This is a genomic window from Neobacillus bataviensis, assembly GCF_019969725.1.
On the sequence record NZ_JAHXYW010000001.1, the window covers coordinates 88,988 to 103,809 of the forward strand.

Genomic DNA, 14,822 nt, shown 5'->3' on the forward strand with positions numbered 1-14,822 from the left:
GAGCTAGGATAAGCCTTCAGGTTATGATCCAGTTGCTTACACTTATAGTGATGATCATTGGGCTGGCTGTAAAAGACAACAATTAAGACTAGACACCGCAAAAAACGAACCCACCGAATGGTGAGTTCGTTTTTTGTTGATTATCCAATAAGAAAATAACAAATGATCAGAAATATTTGTTGAATTTTTTTCCTTAATGATGGTTGGGATATATATAAACTCTCAGCTGTTTTCGTGATATTCTTTTTTTCGGATAGCCCCTATTCTAATCCAATTTGTTAATTGGAAATAGATTTATGTTTTATGTACCAAATTAGCTTGTTATAATGGTGTCTATGATATACATAGGAGGATGCCGCAATGACGACATTTGAAAAGTTAAAACCCATTATCTCAGATCAACTGGGTGTCAATATGGAGGAAATCAAACTGGAATCATCATTCAAAGATGATTTCGTAGCTGATTCGCTTGATATGGTGGATCTGACAATGGAAATTGAAGATGAATTCGCGATTGAAATTAGTGACAAAGTTGCAAAGACGCTTCAAACGGTTGGAGATGTCGTAAACTTTATTAACAACCGCAAATAAACAGAGACCAAAATAAATAGCAAAAAAATTATGAAAGGCGTAATACCTTTCTCTTTTTTTTGCATAAAATAATATAAAATAAAAAACTATTAAAATATTTAATTGAAATTTTGGACAACCTCTTTTTCAACTTCTACTACAAATTTACCATTTTGGAGGTGTTAGGTTGGACGAGGAATGCAATCTCCCTTATGAAGACACCATTTTCTGTATACACTGTGGACTTCCGATTGACTTTGGTGAACCTTATTTCATCTATGTAGAAAAAGATTTAAAAGGTCATAAGGTTTATTGCTGCGATGAATGTGCTTAATGCAAATGCTTTACCTTAATAAAGTGGTGACTTTACGTCACTTTTTTTTTATTTGAGGCTGGAAATGTACAAAATATATTGCAGGGTATTTTTTTGAAAAGGAGGGAATGAATTTGAAAGAAAAAAAATTAGCTGCCGAAGAAGCCGTTCGCTACATCAAAGAAGGAATGACAGTAGGATTGGGTACCGGGTCGACTGTTTTTTATAGTTTGATGAAGTTGGGAGAACTAGTAAAGAATGGGTTAAAAATACAGGGTGTCTCTACCTCCAAATCGACAACAGCGTTGTGTGAACAGTTAGGAATTCCCTTGATATCGATTAATGAGGTCAACAGAATTGATGTAACAATCGATGGAGTAGATGAAGTAGACCACAAATTTAATGGAATTAAGGGCGGCGGCGGCGCATTGCTGTTTGAAAAAGTGGTTGCTTCTTTTTCCGATAAAGTTATTTGGGTTGCTGATTCAAGTAAGGTATCACAAAGTATCGGACATTTTCCTTTGCCTGTAGAAATCGTTCCCTTTGGCTATGTTCATGTAATAAGAACGTTGGAAAGTCATCAACTTCACCCCCAACTAAGGATGAAACAAAATGAAATCTACAAAACGGATAGCGGGAATTACATTGTCGATCTGCACTTGAAGGAAATCGAAAATGTGGAACAATTAAGTTCATTTTTAAAAAATATGACTGGTGTTGTTGAACACGGTTTGTTTCTAAATGTTGTTGATACGTTAATTGTCGGGGATCATGATCGTGTGAACATAACTAGTGTCAAATAGAAGTTTCGTTATAGCTTCAAAGAGTTTTGAAATATTTGAAACTCCTTTGTATTTTAAACGTATACTAATAAAATCTATTTTTTAAAAACATTTGGAGTTGGTTATGTTGGAAACGACTGATTTTTTAAAGTCTGAATTAAAAAAGATTGAGGATTGGGAGAACGAGCAAAAGGATTTATGGTTTTGGGAGAAAATTGGCCGTCTGCCCTTTAAACTGCTGGATAAAATTACGCCAAAATTCATCCAAGAAAAAATTGGATTGGCGATTGATGAATTAGGAAATTACATACAAACGGGAGGACAATATTTACTCAAGGAAGAAAGCATACTTAAGAAGTTTTCCCCGAAGGAACCTTTACCTGGGCATGAACTACTGCGAATAGAGGACCTGAATCAAGTTCCGATCGGTAAGATGGATGAGGTTGCAGATGAAATCAAAAATTCACGAACAAAATTTGCAACCATTCAGGGAGCAACAACAGGGATTGGCGGGCTGTTTACATTGGCGATTGATGTCCCTGTCCTTCTGGGATTATCCCTTAAAGTATTGCAAGAAATGGCCATTTGTTACGGATTTGATCCTAAGGAAAAGTCGGAAAGGATATTTATAGTAAAATGTTTGCAATTTTCGTCCTCTGATATTGTCGGGAAAAAGGCTATTTTAGAGGAGCTTTCTTCGTTTCAGCAAGAGAACCGGAACAATCAAATGATTTCACAATTACAAGGATGGCGTGAAGTTGTGACTACGTATCGCGATAATTTTGGCTGGAAAAAACTCTTTCAAATGATTCCGATTGCCGGGATGATTTTCGGTGCGTTTATTAATCGCTCCTCCATTGGAGATGTGGCCGAAGCTGGTCAAATGTTATTCCGAAAGCGAAGAATATTGGAACGAATTAACCAATTAGAAAATGCCAGATGATAAAAAGGGTCCAAATCTATTCAAATAGATTTGAACCCTTTTGCTTCATTCGGAGTTTTCGTTTGGATCCTCCTGATAATGCTCGTTTAAAAAGGAATTCTCTCCACTTGCAAAATTCACCGAAAGTAAACTCATTTCCGGATCAAGTCCATATAGTCCTTTAAACTCTTTATTGACCATGTCCCCACTTTGAAATTGGGGTTCTTTCTCATTTTCCTTCATTTTGTTCACCTCATTTGTTTATTTTTTTTACTATTGTCTGCGTTTAGTTGAATAAAATTCTTCTAAAACGATAATTGGGATTTTTTAAAGCCATTAACAAAATCTTCTACGGTTTCAATCTCGTCTTCAGAAAGCTTTCGTCCCACCTGATACCTATATGCTACCAATATTTTCTGTTTAACTCCTTTAAAATCCTCCGTGTACCTGGCAATAGTTCTGAGCATTTGGACTTCTTGTTCCAGAATCGATCATTAAATTTTTATGCTTTCCAACGACCATCCCTAATATCGGGCGGTCTGTCTCAGAAACTGGTGTCATATACCAAAATCTCTCACCAATTTTCTTCACTTCTTGCATGACAGGGTCCCTCCCTTATTTTTTCGTTCTTCGGAAGTAAAATATGATTACAATTGCTGCAAAAGGGAGGAATAGCCAGAGCCAATTAAAGGCCGGGTTATTCTCTTCTTCATATGTGTCGTCATCAATACCGGTAAAATCCTCATTAGACGAGGCTGTTTCGACTATATCTGGCGCATCGGTATTCGGTTCATCTTCATTATAAGAGACAGTTTCCGAATATGAATCTTCTTGAACTACCTCATCATCTGGTATTTGTACATCCATATCTTCTAAATCCGCAAGTGTATAAACGTTCCCTGCTTCATCTTGATATGTAGGTTCATCATCGTATATCTCGTTTAACAGTAATACAGCCGATCCGAAAAGAAGCGTTTTGGATAGCGCATCTCCGGAAAAATACCGTACAGCTTTAGGATATTTTGTCGTGAGTGAAGAATAGGATGGCGGATTTCTTGTTGTGTTCTTGGTACTGTTGCTTGAGCTCCGATTTGTCGGTGAAGAGGCCGGAGCAGACATTTTCGGTTTGGAAACACTTGAACCAGATCTACTTGTACCGCCTGAACGTGTTTTTGCTTCTGTGAAGGTATTGCCAAGGATAAAACTCATGGCAAAGACTGCAAGCACAGTAATTATTATTTTTTTCATCCATTTTCCCCCAGTTACTAATATTTACAACTTAATTAATACCTTATTTTAACATTTCATTAAATTAGTGGATATCTATTATCATTTATTTTGGAAACAATTTTCATAAATGGATGGATGCTCTTGATCTAAGAAGGAAAATTCCTATTTAGAAAGAAATAGATATAAAGATATATTAAAAAGGAGTGTTTTTCATTGGATCAAGCAATTATTACATATCTTGCAGAAAACAGAGATAAGCATTTAGCAGAATTGAAGGAGTTTTTGGCGTTTCCTAGTATTAGCTCGCTTCCTGAACATAAGGATGATGTTCAAAAAGCAGCCAATTGGGTTGCGAAGTCACTTCAAGAAATCGGGATGGAAAAGGTCGAAGTCTACCAAACGAAGGGCCACCCTGTTGTTTATGGTGAATGGTTAAAGGCTGAAGGAAAACCGACCGTTCTGATTTATGGCCACTACGATGTACAGCCCGTTGATCCGCTCCATTTATGGGACAGCCCGCCCTTTGAGGCGGAAGTTCGCGATGAGAAACTCTATGCGCGCGGGGCTAGTGATGACAAAGGCCAGGTGTTCATGCATCTCAAAGTATTACAAGCTATTTTTAAAACAACAGGAACCCTGCCAATCAATGTTAAATTCTTGATTGAGGGCGAAGAAGAAATCGGAAGCCCTAATCTTCCTCTATTTGTTGAGGAAAACAAGGAATTATTATCATCGGATGTGATTGTTATTTCTGATACGAGCATGATGGAACGCGGTAAACCAGCGATTTGCTATGGATTAAGAGGCCTATGTGGAATACAAATTGATGTAAAAGGTCCAAAAAGCGACCTTCATTCCGGATTATACGGGGGCACGATTCAAAATCCTATCCATGCTTTAGTGGCGATTGTGAATTCATTCCACAACGAAAAAGGACAAATCACAGTGGAAGGCTTTTACGATAAAGTGGCAGATTTAACTGGTGCTGAAAAAGCCGCCTATGAATCACTGGGGATTAGCAACCAGTCCTTTATTGATCAGACAGGTGTTCCTGAACTGTTCGGTGAAGAAGGCTATACCACCTTGGAAAGAAATTGGGTCCGGCCGACACTAGAAGTGAACGGCATTTATGGCGGCTTTCAAGGTGAAGGCATAAAAACCGTTCTCCCAGCGGAAGCACATGCTAAAATCACTTGCCGACTTGTACCAGATCAAGATCCGGATGAGATTGTCGAACTCCTGCAAAAGCATGTTCAATCCCATACCCCACCGGGAGTAACAGTCAATGTTTCACTCTTTGATAAAGGCGCCGCATATGTTACACCTTTTGACCATCCGGCTATCCAAGCTGCCGGAAGAGCTTATGAAAAGGTGTATAATATTCCAACCTCCTTTACACGTGGAGGCGGATCAATTCCAATTGTGGCCGCATTCGATCAAATTTTAGAAATACCAGTAGTTTTGATGGGATTTGGGCTGCCAGACGAAAATTTCCATGCCCCGAATGAGCATTTCAATCTGGAAAATTTCGATAAAGGGATGGAAACTCTAACTTTTTATTGGTATGAGCTTGAACAATCACTTTAAAAGGCAAAAGGGCTGCTCCATGGGAGAAAGCCCTTTTTTGAAACAATGCAAAAATAAAAAGAGTCAACACCTAAGTTGACCCTTCTGAAGAATTAAAAGGTATGCGCTAAATCCTTTGCCCGAGCAATCGCATTTTCTTTAATTTCTTGTGCTTTATCAGGCTTGGCATTATGTCCTTCTACAAAAAGTCCTTCAAGTGATGGAACTCCAAAGAATTGCATCATCACATTTAAATACCGGTGTCCCATTTCCATTTCAGCAGCGGGGCCTTCAGAATAAAAACCGCCACGAGCTTGGATATGCAACGCTTTTTTATCAGTCAATAAACCAACTGGACCTTGTTCTGTGTATTTAAAGGTTTTACCAGCAACAGCAACGGCATCAAGATACGCTTTCATAACTGGCGGGAATGAAAAATTCCAAAGCGGAGTTACAAATACATATTTATCAGCTGCAATAAATTGCTCCGATAATTCAGAGAGTCGGCCCACTTTTGCTTTCTCCTCTGAAAAAAGCTCCTTAAAGCCTTGCCCGGATCGTAGTTTCCCCCACCCGCTAAATACGTCAGCATCAATATGGGGAATATTTTCTTTAAAGAGGTCAATTTGCACAATTTCGTCAGTTGGATTTACTTCTTTATATGTCTCGATAAATGCATTGCCGACTGCCATACTATAAGATTGCGTATGATCATGCGGATGAGCCGTAATATATAATACTTTTGTCATTTCTGTCCAATCCCTTCATAATAAATATTGGTTGCTATAGCAACTATAAGACCTGCTCATTCTAACAAAAAAATAGTTGCATGTGCAACTATTTTGGCTCAATACATTTCATTTCCACATTTTGTCTCATTTTTAACAATACTTGTTTCACAATTTGTTGTTCTTCCTTTGAAATTCCAGCACACACCGTACGGTTGAATTCTTCCGCCAGCGGTTTGATGATTTCACCAATTTTTTTGCCTTTTTCAGTGAGAAATACATTAAACGAACGATTGTCAATTTCACTTATATGTCTGCTGATAAATCCCTTTTTTTCAAGATTGCATATCATACGGGCAATATTGGTTTTATCTTTTTCAAGCTTTTTAGCAATTTCAATTTGTGTCAGCCCGTCCTTTTCCCAGAGGAGCAGCAGAATTAAATTTTGTTCCGGTGCAATATTTAACGGTGCTAGCTTGGTTTTGATATAGCTGGTTAGGGTCAGGTCTGTTTGATGAATCATAATACTTAAAAAATCATTAATTACAACTTTCATGTAAAAGCCCCTATCATCTTCCATATGACCGAATTATATTGAAATTAAACCAACCTGTCAATAATTGGAACATAATAAAAAAACGCTCCTTACATCAAGTAAGAAACGTGTCGAAAACTTACATTTTCCTCAGTTCTTCAAGAATCTCCTGAGCTCTGTACCCCACTTCAAAATCATAAAGCTCTGCTTTTTGTCCATTTGCTGCTTTTACTAATTCATCAATTAAGCGATTGGGCTTTGTTTCATCAAACGAAATGACATTAAGTTCTTCACCATTTTTTCCGCCTTTTAATTCGCCCCAGTTTTCTAGTGAAAGAATACCTTCTGAACCATATGCAGTATAACCGATATGTTCTTTACCAGCGATTTGGCTTAAGCCTTCGATTAATACTGGTGTTCCATCTTCAAGCTCACCCGTTGCGATCACGCCAGTCTCACATTTTTGGGGATCATCAGGCAATTCTAAGCGCGTTTGGATATTTTTGATAGCGCCAAATACCTTTAAAGTTTGCTGGATAAAATGGACACCGACCTCTAGTACAAATCCCCCTTGCTCTCTTTCCCCTACCCAGTCATTTTTTTGCCAGAAACGCGGCCATTCTGGAAAATGCATAGTGAGTTGTAAACGACGGAGCTTGCCAACGTAATTTTGGCCAATCATTTCCGCAAATTTAGTGGCTCCTTGTTCATAATTAAGCGGGAAGTTCATCGCATGGATGACACCTGCTTCTTTTGCAGCTTGAGCCATCTCTTTTGCTTCATCCAATGAGTTTGCTAAAGGCTTCTCACATAGGACGTGCTTTTTTGCTTTTAGGACATCCATCACAATGGGATGATGAAATTTCGGAGGTACCGCAACATAAATAAGGTCCACTCTTTGATCAGCAATTAAGCCTTGGTAGTCAGTATAAGTATGAACTCCACCAAGCGCATTAGATGTTTCTCTAACTAGGGACTCTAACCGATCACAAACAGCTGTGATTTCAACGTCGGGATGTTCCTTGAATTTTTTTATTAAGCGTTGACCAATGGCTCCTAAGCCAATAATTCCGATATGTAACATGAAAAATTCCTCCCTTTTTATCCTACATTATACATTATTATCAATAATAAAATGGACCTCTCGTGAGTAATTGCTCTTTTTTAAACAGCCATTATTTTAATTCTATCGTACAAACATTTCTAGCATTCTCTAATATCATTTATTAATAATTTATAAAGGTGGTGATGAAAGTGTGGGATCGAAATTGGAAGAAATCAACAGGAGCATATGTATATGTTACACTCACAGGTTCTGAACCGATATTAGTAAGACCAGGTGAAAATATCCGCTTTAATCATCATGGCGCATTGGAAAATATAAGATTTTCCAAACAAAAAGGTTCCTTAACCGTTTTGAAATCCGGAGCCTATAAGATAGAGTATACTTTGTTAATAGATTGTCCCGCTTCCACTTCGGTTTATGGTATTTTCTTGAATCATTCATTGGTCCTAGAAAATCTGACTAACTTTGGCATTACAAGACAAGTGGATAATGCTACTCTTATGCTTGTAGGACAAGCAATTATCCATATTCCCCAAAATTCCACCATTCAGCTTAAAAATATAGGATCTACAACAGATACCCTATTACCTGTACAAGCTGGCAAAAGTATAAATGCAGCTTCCTTATCGATTGTGAAGCTAAGTTGAAGAGAAACCTCGCTACTTTCAGGATGCGAAGTTTTTAAATTAAGAAAAATGTAATCAGAATATCAAGGAAATGTAACCTAAATATGGGATAATCACTATTTCAAGGGGGTTTCTATCTTTAATTCAACCTAGGTGGTGCAAAGTTTGGAACGGACAAGAAAGAAAAGAAAAAGAGTTAAATGGGGTAGGGTGTTAGGTGCCCTGCTTTTATTAGGGATCCTTGCCGCTGGTTTTCATCAAGTATTTCAATACATTGAGGGAACCATACAGGTGATTAACCAACCACTTCAAAAAAAGGAGGGAAAACCTTCAGTTCAAGCAGAGAAAAAGAATTTAAGTTCCATAAATGTTCTTTTATTAGGAAGTGACTCACGGGGTGAAGATCATGCCCGAACGGATACAATTATGGTTGCCCATTATGATCCACAAACCCATAAAATGAAACTTATTTCTCTTATGCGTGATATGTTAGTCTCTGTTCCTGAACATGGGCAGCAAAAATTAAATGCCGCTTATGCTTTTGGCGGTGCTGAGTTATTAAGCGAAACCATTAAAGAAAACTTAGGGTTAGATATACAATATTATGCGATTGTCGACTTTAAAGGATTTGAAAAAGCTGTCGATCTCCTTGTTCCTGATGGAATTGAAGTAGACGTTCCACATGAGATGTCTTATGGTATAGGAATGACCTTAGAAGAAGGTAAACAACAACTACATGGTAAAGAGCTGCTGGGATATGTCCGTTTCCGACATGACGATTTAAGTGATTTCGGCCGGATTCAGAGACAGCAGGAAGTGGTCTCAAAATTGACTGAACAAGCTGTCGGCCTGCATAGTATCGTAAAACTTCCTGAACTTATAGGACTTTTGAATACATACATAGATACAAATATTGATAGCTCCACTCTCTTGTCGATGGGGAAAGATCTGTTCACGAAAAAAGGTAGAAATATAGAAACATTGCGTATCCCTGAAGAAGGCAGTTTCCAAAATAAAACTATTGATGGACTTGGTGAAGTATTAGACGTAGACTTCCAGCAAAATAAAGAAACGCTTAATAAATTCATAGAAGAAAAAAGTGTTGCTTCACAATAATTAAGACGGCACCTGAATCACGGGGTGCCGTCTTAAGCTTTGATTCGAGATGAAATCCTAATAAAAGTGTTCACCTTGGGATAAATGAAGAATGTTATATATTACTCCATCCATTTTTGTTAACCCGCTTAAATCGCTCAAAAAGTAAAACACATCATACTCCCATTTATCCGGATTATAGATAACTAAATATTCTGCATGATCAATTGTTGGGATACTTTCTTGGATCGTTTCTTTTAAGTTATTTAAACTTTCTTGTGGTTGGATTTTTCTTGTGATTTGAAATAGGTACTTATTTTCTATAATGTTAGACGTAATCGTATCAATTAGTGGAATTCCCACCTTTACGTGCTGCCAGCCAAAGGACCTTAAAATATTGTCGTAATAGCCATTAAACAAAAACTTGTTAAGCCCGTTGCTGTCTTTCCAAAGATATAAAGGACAATAACTATTTTGAATATTATTATTAGTCCCCTTTTCCGTTACCAAATACAGTTTAAATTTGAGGTCTTCAAATCCGTCTGTTTTATGGCCATTATCTCTTACTCTGTTTCTGATAATATTCATATCATAATCACTTGGCAATGTAATCTTGTATTGTGTTGCAATCATGTAATTTAAGCCTCCTTTTTTCATCTTTATTCTTATGCAATTTTACCAAATATTCTCAGATAAAAAACCCAAAAAAGCTAGTCCCTTTTTAAAAAGGCGACTAGCTTTTTTAACAAAGATTATATTTTTTTAACTTTAATGGGACTAACCATTAAAAGGGCCAGAATCATGGTTATCCAAGCATTGCTGTATAGAAATAATCCCATTCCGGCTAAGGGCAGACCCGCAGCGGGAATAGGCAGCCCCTTAAAATACCCTATCGTTGGTTTAATACTAAACCTAGCTAACCTTAATGCACCCATCGTTGGAAAAAGAATAAAGGCTAATGAGGTAAAAAATGATGGCGCCGCCAGCGAATGGAAAAGAAGGGCTGGAGCAACGCCAAAGCTAACAATATCTGCTAACGAATCCAATTCGACCCCAAATTCACTATTCACCTTTAATTTTCTCGCGATTCGCCCATCCAGGAGATCTAAGACTGCCGATAAGAAAATAAAAATGCAGGCCATTTTCAAATAACCGCTCATATTGAAGGTAATTGAAAATACCCCGCATAATAAATTTCCGATTGTAAACAAATTGGGAACAGATTTTACTAGAGGCTGCAACAAGGTAGAATCCCCCTGACTTTTAACAATCCTTCTACCCCTATAGCATTTTCTATCTCGTTTTCCATTATTCATCATTCAAAAGTAGGTGCGGCTTTTTCTTATTGCTTTTTAATGGGAGTAACGACGGCAAATAAGTTTTCGGATGGATCCGATACATTAATTTCAATGATCTTATATCCATTCTCTCCATCATTTAACTCGTTTTTCAAAATGAAATCATTGTTATTCATATCTCTTTCTTCCTCTCAAACAAAATACTCACAGAAGCTACTATATGTGAGAGGTTAAAATATGTGCATAATTTTTCGAAAAATAATTCTAATATTAGCTTTGTTTTGGTTTAAACGTTTTACAACAGGTTTCGGCTGAGTTGACAGCTGAATCTTGATGATTCTTTTCACCTAATTCGGAAGACATTTCCGTATCATATCTAGCATGGTTATCTAGTTCCACCATGATTTTTTCAGCTGTACAAACATTTCCTTCCCCATAATACGTACAGTTTGCAATTGCACAAGAAACTTCAACTTTTGGCATTGTATCACCTCCAAATTTAATGTCCATTTCTCTTACTATTTTTCGCAATAACGATTATTTCATTCAAGGGTGAAATCGTCTCCAAGCAACGAAAAGGAGCCCCAATAGGCTCCTTAACAGTTTTTTATTAAAATTTGGAATGATAGTTTTCAATTTCCCATGTATGAACAGCTGTACGGTAGCTATCCCATTCGGATTTCTTCAGGGAAACATATTCATTGTAAACGTGCTCGCCTAGTGTATTAGCGGCAATTTCTCCTGATTCTAGTTCCTTAATGGCTGCTGCCAGGCTGCCAGGCAGGTTATCGATTCCACGGAACGCTCTCTCTTCTTCATTCATGTGGAAGATATCTTCATTAATTGGCGCTGGTGCTTCAAGTCCCTTTTCAATTCCATCTAAGCCTGCAGAGGCAATAACTGCAAAGGTTAAGTATGGATTTGAAGATGGATCTGGACAACGTAATTCCACACGTGTCGCCAAACCTTTTTTTGCTGGAATCCGAATAAGAGCTGAACGATTGGAAGCAGACCACGCAATATAACAAGGCGCTTCATAACCTGGTACTAGACGCTTATAAGAATTGACTAGCGGGTTTGTTACGGCAGTAAAGCTCTTTACGTTTTCAAGAACACCTGCAATAAATTGGTAAGCTTTTTCTGATAATTGTAGTTCATCAGAAGGATCAAAGAAGGCATTTTCGCTTCCTTCAAAGAAGGACATATTAACATGCATACCAGAACCATTGATTCCGAATACTGGTTTTGGCATAAATGTAGCATGTAATCCGAATTTCTTAGCAACTGTCTTCACGACCCATTTATATGTAGTAGCAAGGTCTGCAGCAGTTAGGACATCTGCATATTTAAAGTTAATCTCGTGCTGTCCTTCTGCTACTTCGTGGTGTGACGCTTCAATTGTGAAGCCCATTGCCTTTAACGCACGGTAGATTTCTAAACGAACGCGCTCGCCAAGATCATGTGGAGATGGTTCGAAATAGCCTGCTTTATCGCCGAGTTCTTGAGTAGCATAGCCATTTTCATCCGTTTTAAAAAGGAAAAATTCTAATTCAGGACCAACTGAAATGGTGTAACCTTGATCGGCAGCACGATCTACAGTTTTCTTGAGAACGTTTCTAGTATCCCCTTCAAAAAGAGATCCATCAGGATTCTTAACAGAACATAAGAAACGAGCTTCTGAATAATTAGCCTCAACTGTCCAAGGAAGTACAGCAAATGTATTAAGATCAGGCTGAAGATAAAGGTCAGATTTATTAATTGGGGAAAAGCCTTTAATTGAAGAGCCATCAAACATCATTTTACCTTCGATTACATCTTCTAATTGTTCACTTGTTACCGTAACGTGCTTAAGAATCCCTTCAATATCGACAAATTGTAAGTGTAATAATTCAACACTTTTTTCTTTAATTGTTTCTTTGATTTGTTCCAGAAGTGCAGTATCTACAGGTACATTTGAAATAAGTGTTTCAGTCATGTTACATTACCTCTCTATCTCATGTTATGTTTTCTCACATCAAATTTATAAGTTGATTATAGTAAAAAAAAGTTCTTTTGACAATCATTTTTTGCATACTTTTTTGAATATTTATTCTAAATTTTCCGTAAGCGTTTTCATTTATTTGAATAGGACGCTGATTTTTTTCCCATAGATTGTAGTGTTCCTATTTATAAATATACAAATATATGTATTTAAGTTGCATATATAAAAAAATGTCCCAAAAGCTAGGCTTTTGGGACACCCTCGAAATAACCTTAAAAATTTATCATCTACTCAACTCACATTGTACTTGTATCAATTACGAAACGATACTTCACATCTGAAGCTAATACGCGTTCGTAGGCTTCGTCAATTTGGTCGGCTGAAATTACTTCAATCTTAGGAACAATGTTGTGTTTCGCACAGAACTCCAACATTTCCTGAGTTTCACGGATACCTCCAATCATGGAACCAGCAAATGAACGGCGATGACCGATAAGTGAAAACACATTTACTGACAATGGCTCTGCGGGCGCACCCACGTTTACTAGAGTACCATCCAAAGTTAACAGTGAGAAATAAGCATTAATATCAATTTTTGCACTTACCGTATTAATAATTAAGTCAAAGGTTCCGGCAAGTTTCTTGAAAGTTTCTGGCTCGCTTGTGGCATAGTAATGGTCTGCGCCGAATTGCAAGCCATCGTCCTTTTTACTCAATGATTGTGACAGAACGGTGACCTCGGCCCCCATCGCATGTGCGATTTTCACTGCCATATGACCAAGACCGCCCATACCAACAACTGCTACTTTCTTTCCTGGGCCGGCCCCCCAATGGTTAAGTGGAGAATAAGTCGTAATACCCGCACAAAGTAATGGTGCTGCGGCGTCAAGTTCAATGCTATCAGGAATTCTTACTACAAAGTCTTCCGTTACGACAATATGAGTAGAATAGCCACCTTGAGTAGGCTCTCCATATTTATCAACACCAGCGTATGTAGGGACATTTCCATTGAGACAGTATTGTTCTTCCCCTCGGCGACAGTTCTCACAATCACCGCAGGAGTCAACCATACATCCGACCCCTACTCGGTCACCGACCTTATATTTTGTGACTTCTGCTCCTACTTCCGTGACTATTCCCGCAATCTCGTGTCCAGGTACGAGCGGATAGTTCACGGCCCCCCATTCGCCGTGAGCTGTATGGATGTCAGAATGGCAAATACCAGCATATTTAATCTCAATTAGAACATCATGCAAATCAAGATCGCGCCGTTTAATTTCAGCTGCTCGAAAGGATTTGTCTGGACCATCTACAGCTCGTGCTTTTGCAGTTATCATAAAAAAACCTCCGATAATTTATATTTTCCAAGAGAATGCGGCTCTTCTTTCTCTTGCATAATTAATGTTAATCCTTATAGTTAACTCTAAGTCAAGCGATTAATTTATATTTCTTTTGATCTATCAGAGGACTTTGACATTCAGCAAATACCGTGATAAAATCTCACCAACCCATAGAGTTAACTCGAAGTCTAAATCAATGAGAATAGGAGATAAATGATGAAGACATATTCTATTAGCGAAGTTGCAAAAGAATTGAATCTTACACCATATACCTTGCGTTACTACGACAAAGAGGGTCTTTTACCTTTGGTAGAACGGACACCAAGCGGAACACGATTGTTTAAAGAATCCGATGTCGCCGCTTTAAAAATAATTGAATGTCTTAAATCCACCGGGATGCCTATCAAGGAAATTAAAAATTTTATTGATTGGTGTTCTGATGGGGATTCCACATTACAACAAAGATATGATATGTTTATGGAACGAAAAGCTACTGTAGAAGCACAGATGGAAGAATTAAAAAAAACAATGGAAGTCATCGAGCATAAATGCGTATACTACAAGACTGCATTAGATGCCGGAACGGAAGACATTCATAAAAAATCTAAAATAGGAATTTCCGTTACAAATTAACAGAGAGCCACCTGTATTTCATACTTTGTATATGAAATACAGGTGGCTCTATTTATATCATATAAAAGCAATTAACGACTTAGATTACTAATTTTGCCCCTGCACGAGTATGTTTCTTGGCGGTATTTCCCCCATTC

19 protein-coding genes and 1 pseudogene are annotated in these 14,822 nt (G+C 37.7%); 8 read left to right on the forward strand and 12 right to left on the reverse strand.

Going from position 1 to position 14,822, the window contains the following annotated elements:
• Positions 1 to 360 precede the first annotated feature (360 nt).
• From acpP to LC455_RS00480, 4 genes are all read left to right on the forward strand, one after another.
• Positions 361 to 591 carry an acyl carrier protein gene (gene acpP, locus LC455_RS00465; protein WP_223587605.1) on the forward strand — a complete coding sequence of 77 codons (231 nt, stop codon included), beginning with the start codon at positions 361 to 363 and terminating at the stop codon, positions 589 to 591.
• Positions 592 to 757: 166 nt separating this feature from the next.
• Positions 758 to 904, forward strand: a complete 147-nt coding sequence (locus tag LC455_RS00470; protein WP_223587606.1) for a hypothetical protein — start codon at positions 758 to 760, stop codon at positions 902 to 904.
• A gap of 113 nt (positions 905 to 1,017) precedes the next feature.
• The gene (rpiA, locus tag LC455_RS00475; RefSeq protein ID WP_263297640.1) at positions 1,018 to 1,686 is read left to right on the forward strand and encodes a ribose-5-phosphate isomerase RpiA; all 669 of its coding nucleotides are present in this window, start codon (positions 1,018 to 1,020) and stop codon (positions 1,684 to 1,686) included.
• A gap of 103 nt (positions 1,687 to 1,789) precedes the next feature.
• Positions 1,790 to 2,608 carry an EcsC family protein gene (locus tag LC455_RS00480; protein ID WP_223587608.1) on the forward strand — a complete coding sequence of 273 codons (819 nt, stop codon included), beginning with the start codon at positions 1,790 to 1,792 and terminating at the stop codon, positions 2,606 to 2,608.
• Positions 2,609 to 2,653: 45 nt separating this feature from the next.
• On the opposite strand, the gene LC455_RS00485 is transcribed toward LC455_RS00480, so the two are convergent.
• From LC455_RS00485 to LC455_RS00495, 3 genes and pseudogenes are all read right to left on the reverse strand, one after another.
• The gene (locus tag LC455_RS00485) at positions 2,654 to 2,830 is read right to left on the reverse strand and encodes a hypothetical protein (RefSeq protein ID WP_223587609.1); all 177 of its coding nucleotides are present in this window, start codon (positions 2,828 to 2,830) and stop codon (positions 2,654 to 2,656) included.
• 237 nt (positions 2,831 to 3,067) lie between these two features.
• Positions 3,068 to 3,187: pseudogene (locus LC455_RS00490) on the reverse strand (MBL fold metallo-hydrolase); the annotation flags it as partial.
• A 15-nt stretch (positions 3,188 to 3,202) separates the two neighbouring features.
• Positions 3,203 to 3,835 carry a hypothetical protein gene (locus tag LC455_RS00495; protein WP_223587610.1) on the reverse strand — a complete coding sequence of 211 codons (633 nt, stop codon included), beginning with the start codon at positions 3,833 to 3,835 and terminating at the stop codon, positions 3,203 to 3,205.
• Positions 3,836 to 4,030: 195 nt separating this feature from the next.
• Between LC455_RS00495 and LC455_RS00500 the strand changes: the two genes are divergently transcribed.
• A complete protein-coding gene (locus tag LC455_RS00500; protein ID WP_223587611.1) occupies positions 4,031 to 5,404 on the forward strand; it encodes a dipeptidase in 1,374 nt (457 codons plus the stop codon).
• Between the two features lie 92 nt (positions 5,405 to 5,496).
• On the opposite strand, the gene LC455_RS00505 is transcribed toward LC455_RS00500, so the two are convergent.
• The 3 genes from LC455_RS00505 to LC455_RS00515 all read right to left on the reverse strand — a co-directional run bounded on the left by LC455_RS00505 (position 5,497) and on the right by LC455_RS00515 (position 7,730).
• On the reverse strand, positions 5,497 to 6,132 hold the full coding sequence (locus LC455_RS00505) for an FMN-dependent NADH-azoreductase (protein WP_223587612.1): 636 nt from the start codon (positions 6,130 to 6,132) through the stop codon (positions 5,497 to 5,499).
• An 88-nt stretch (positions 6,133 to 6,220) separates the two neighbouring features.
• The gene (locus LC455_RS00510) at positions 6,221 to 6,667 is read right to left on the reverse strand and encodes a MarR family winged helix-turn-helix transcriptional regulator (RefSeq protein ID WP_223587613.1); all 447 of its coding nucleotides are present in this window, start codon (positions 6,665 to 6,667) and stop codon (positions 6,221 to 6,223) included.
• Positions 6,668 to 6,785: 118 nt separating this feature from the next.
• Positions 6,786 to 7,730: a Gfo/Idh/MocA family protein gene (locus LC455_RS00515; RefSeq protein WP_223587614.1), complete on the reverse strand. Its 945-nt coding sequence runs from the start codon at positions 7,728 to 7,730 to the stop codon at positions 6,786 to 6,788.
• Positions 7,731 to 7,900: 170 nt separating this feature from the next.
• On the opposite strand from LC455_RS00515, the gene LC455_RS00520 reads away from it, so the two are divergent.
• Positions 7,901 to 8,359, forward strand: a complete 459-nt coding sequence (locus LC455_RS00520) for a BclA C-terminal domain-containing protein (RefSeq protein ID WP_223587615.1) — start codon at positions 7,901 to 7,903, stop codon at positions 8,357 to 8,359.
• 144 nt (positions 8,360 to 8,503) lie between these two features.
• Positions 8,504 to 9,454: an LCP family protein gene (locus tag LC455_RS00525; RefSeq protein ID WP_263297642.1), complete on the forward strand. Its 951-nt coding sequence runs from the start codon at positions 8,504 to 8,506 to the stop codon at positions 9,452 to 9,454.
• Between the two features lie 57 nt (positions 9,455 to 9,511).
• On the opposite strand, the gene LC455_RS00530 is transcribed toward LC455_RS00525, so the two are convergent.
• From LC455_RS00530 to LC455_RS00550, 6 genes are all read right to left on the reverse strand, one after another.
• Positions 9,512 to 10,066 (reverse strand): DUF4865 family protein, encoded by a 555-nt coding sequence (locus tag LC455_RS00530; RefSeq protein WP_223587617.1) that lies wholly within the window; start codon positions 10,064 to 10,066, stop codon positions 9,512 to 9,514.
• A 119-nt stretch (positions 10,067 to 10,185) separates the two neighbouring features.
• The gene (gene pssA, locus LC455_RS00535) at positions 10,186 to 10,677 is read right to left on the reverse strand and encodes a CDP-diacylglycerol--serine O-phosphatidyltransferase (RefSeq protein WP_223587618.1); all 492 of its coding nucleotides are present in this window, start codon (positions 10,675 to 10,677) and stop codon (positions 10,186 to 10,188) included.
• Between the two features lie 98 nt (positions 10,678 to 10,775).
• Positions 10,776 to 10,907 carry a hypothetical protein gene (locus LC455_RS31245; protein ID WP_263297643.1) on the reverse strand — a complete coding sequence of 44 codons (132 nt, stop codon included), beginning with the start codon at positions 10,905 to 10,907 and terminating at the stop codon, positions 10,776 to 10,778.
• Between the two features lie 94 nt (positions 10,908 to 11,001).
• Positions 11,002 to 11,214, reverse strand: a complete 213-nt coding sequence (locus LC455_RS00540; RefSeq protein WP_223587619.1) for a DUF1540 domain-containing protein — start codon at positions 11,212 to 11,214, stop codon at positions 11,002 to 11,004.
• 127 nt (positions 11,215 to 11,341) lie between these two features.
• Positions 11,342 to 12,706: a type I glutamate--ammonia ligase gene (gene glnA, locus LC455_RS00545; protein WP_223587620.1), complete on the reverse strand. Its 1,365-nt coding sequence runs from the start codon at positions 12,704 to 12,706 to the stop codon at positions 11,342 to 11,344.
• A 302-nt stretch (positions 12,707 to 13,008) separates the two neighbouring features.
• Positions 13,009 to 14,049 (reverse strand): NAD(P)-dependent alcohol dehydrogenase, encoded by a 1,041-nt coding sequence (locus LC455_RS00550; RefSeq protein ID WP_223587621.1) that lies wholly within the window; start codon positions 14,047 to 14,049, stop codon positions 13,009 to 13,011.
• A gap of 219 nt (positions 14,050 to 14,268) precedes the next feature.
• On the opposite strand from LC455_RS00550, the gene LC455_RS00555 reads away from it, so the two are divergent.
• Complete coding sequence (locus LC455_RS00555; protein ID WP_223587622.1) at positions 14,269 to 14,685, forward strand: MerR family transcriptional regulator; 417 nt, start codon at positions 14,269 to 14,271, stop codon at positions 14,683 to 14,685.
• The last annotated feature ends 137 nt before the right edge of the window (positions 14,686 to 14,822 follow it).

Bases quoted from the DNA above. Each gene is read 5' to 3' on its own strand.
- acpP (WP_223587605.1), top strand. From the start codon at position 361: ATGACGACATTTGAAAAGTTAAAACCCATTATCTCAGATCAACTGGGT.
- LC455_RS00480 (WP_223587608.1), top strand. From the start codon at position 1,790: ATGTTGGAAACGACTGATTTTTTAAAGTCTGAATTAAAAAAGATTGAG.
- LC455_RS00485 (WP_223587609.1), bottom strand. From the start codon at position 2,830: ATGAAGGAAAATGAGAAAGAACCCCAATTTCAAAGTGGGGACATGGTC.
- LC455_RS00495 (WP_223587610.1), bottom strand. From the start codon at position 3,835: ATGAAAAAAATAATAATTACTGTGCTTGCAGTCTTTGCCATGAGTTTT.
- LC455_RS00505 (WP_223587612.1), bottom strand. From the start codon at position 6,132: ATGACAAAAGTATTATATATTACGGCTCATCCGCATGATCATACGCAA.
- LC455_RS00510 (WP_223587613.1), bottom strand. From the start codon at position 6,667: ATGAAAGTTGTAATTAATGATTTTTTAAGTATTATGATTCATCAAACA.
- LC455_RS00515 (WP_223587614.1), bottom strand. From the start codon at position 7,730: ATGTTACATATCGGAATTATTGGCTTAGGAGCCATTGGTCAACGCTTA.
- LC455_RS00530 (WP_223587617.1), bottom strand. From the start codon at position 10,066: ATGATTGCAACACAATACAAGATTACATTGCCAAGTGATTATGATATG.
- LC455_RS31245 (WP_263297643.1), bottom strand. From the start codon at position 10,907: ATGAATAACAATGATTTCATTTTGAAAAACGAGTTAAATGATGGAGAG.
- LC455_RS00540 (WP_223587619.1), bottom strand. From the start codon at position 11,214: ATGCCAAAAGTTGAAGTTTCTTGTGCAATTGCAAACTGTACGTATTAT.
- glnA (WP_223587620.1), bottom strand. From the start codon at position 12,706: ATGACTGAAACACTTATTTCAAATGTACCTGTAGATACTGCACTTCTG.
- LC455_RS00550 (WP_223587621.1), bottom strand. From the start codon at position 14,049: ATGATAACTGCAAAAGCACGAGCTGTAGATGGTCCAGACAAATCCTTT.
- LC455_RS00555 (WP_223587622.1), top strand. From the start codon at position 14,269: ATGAAGACATATTCTATTAGCGAAGTTGCAAAAGAATTGAATCTTACA.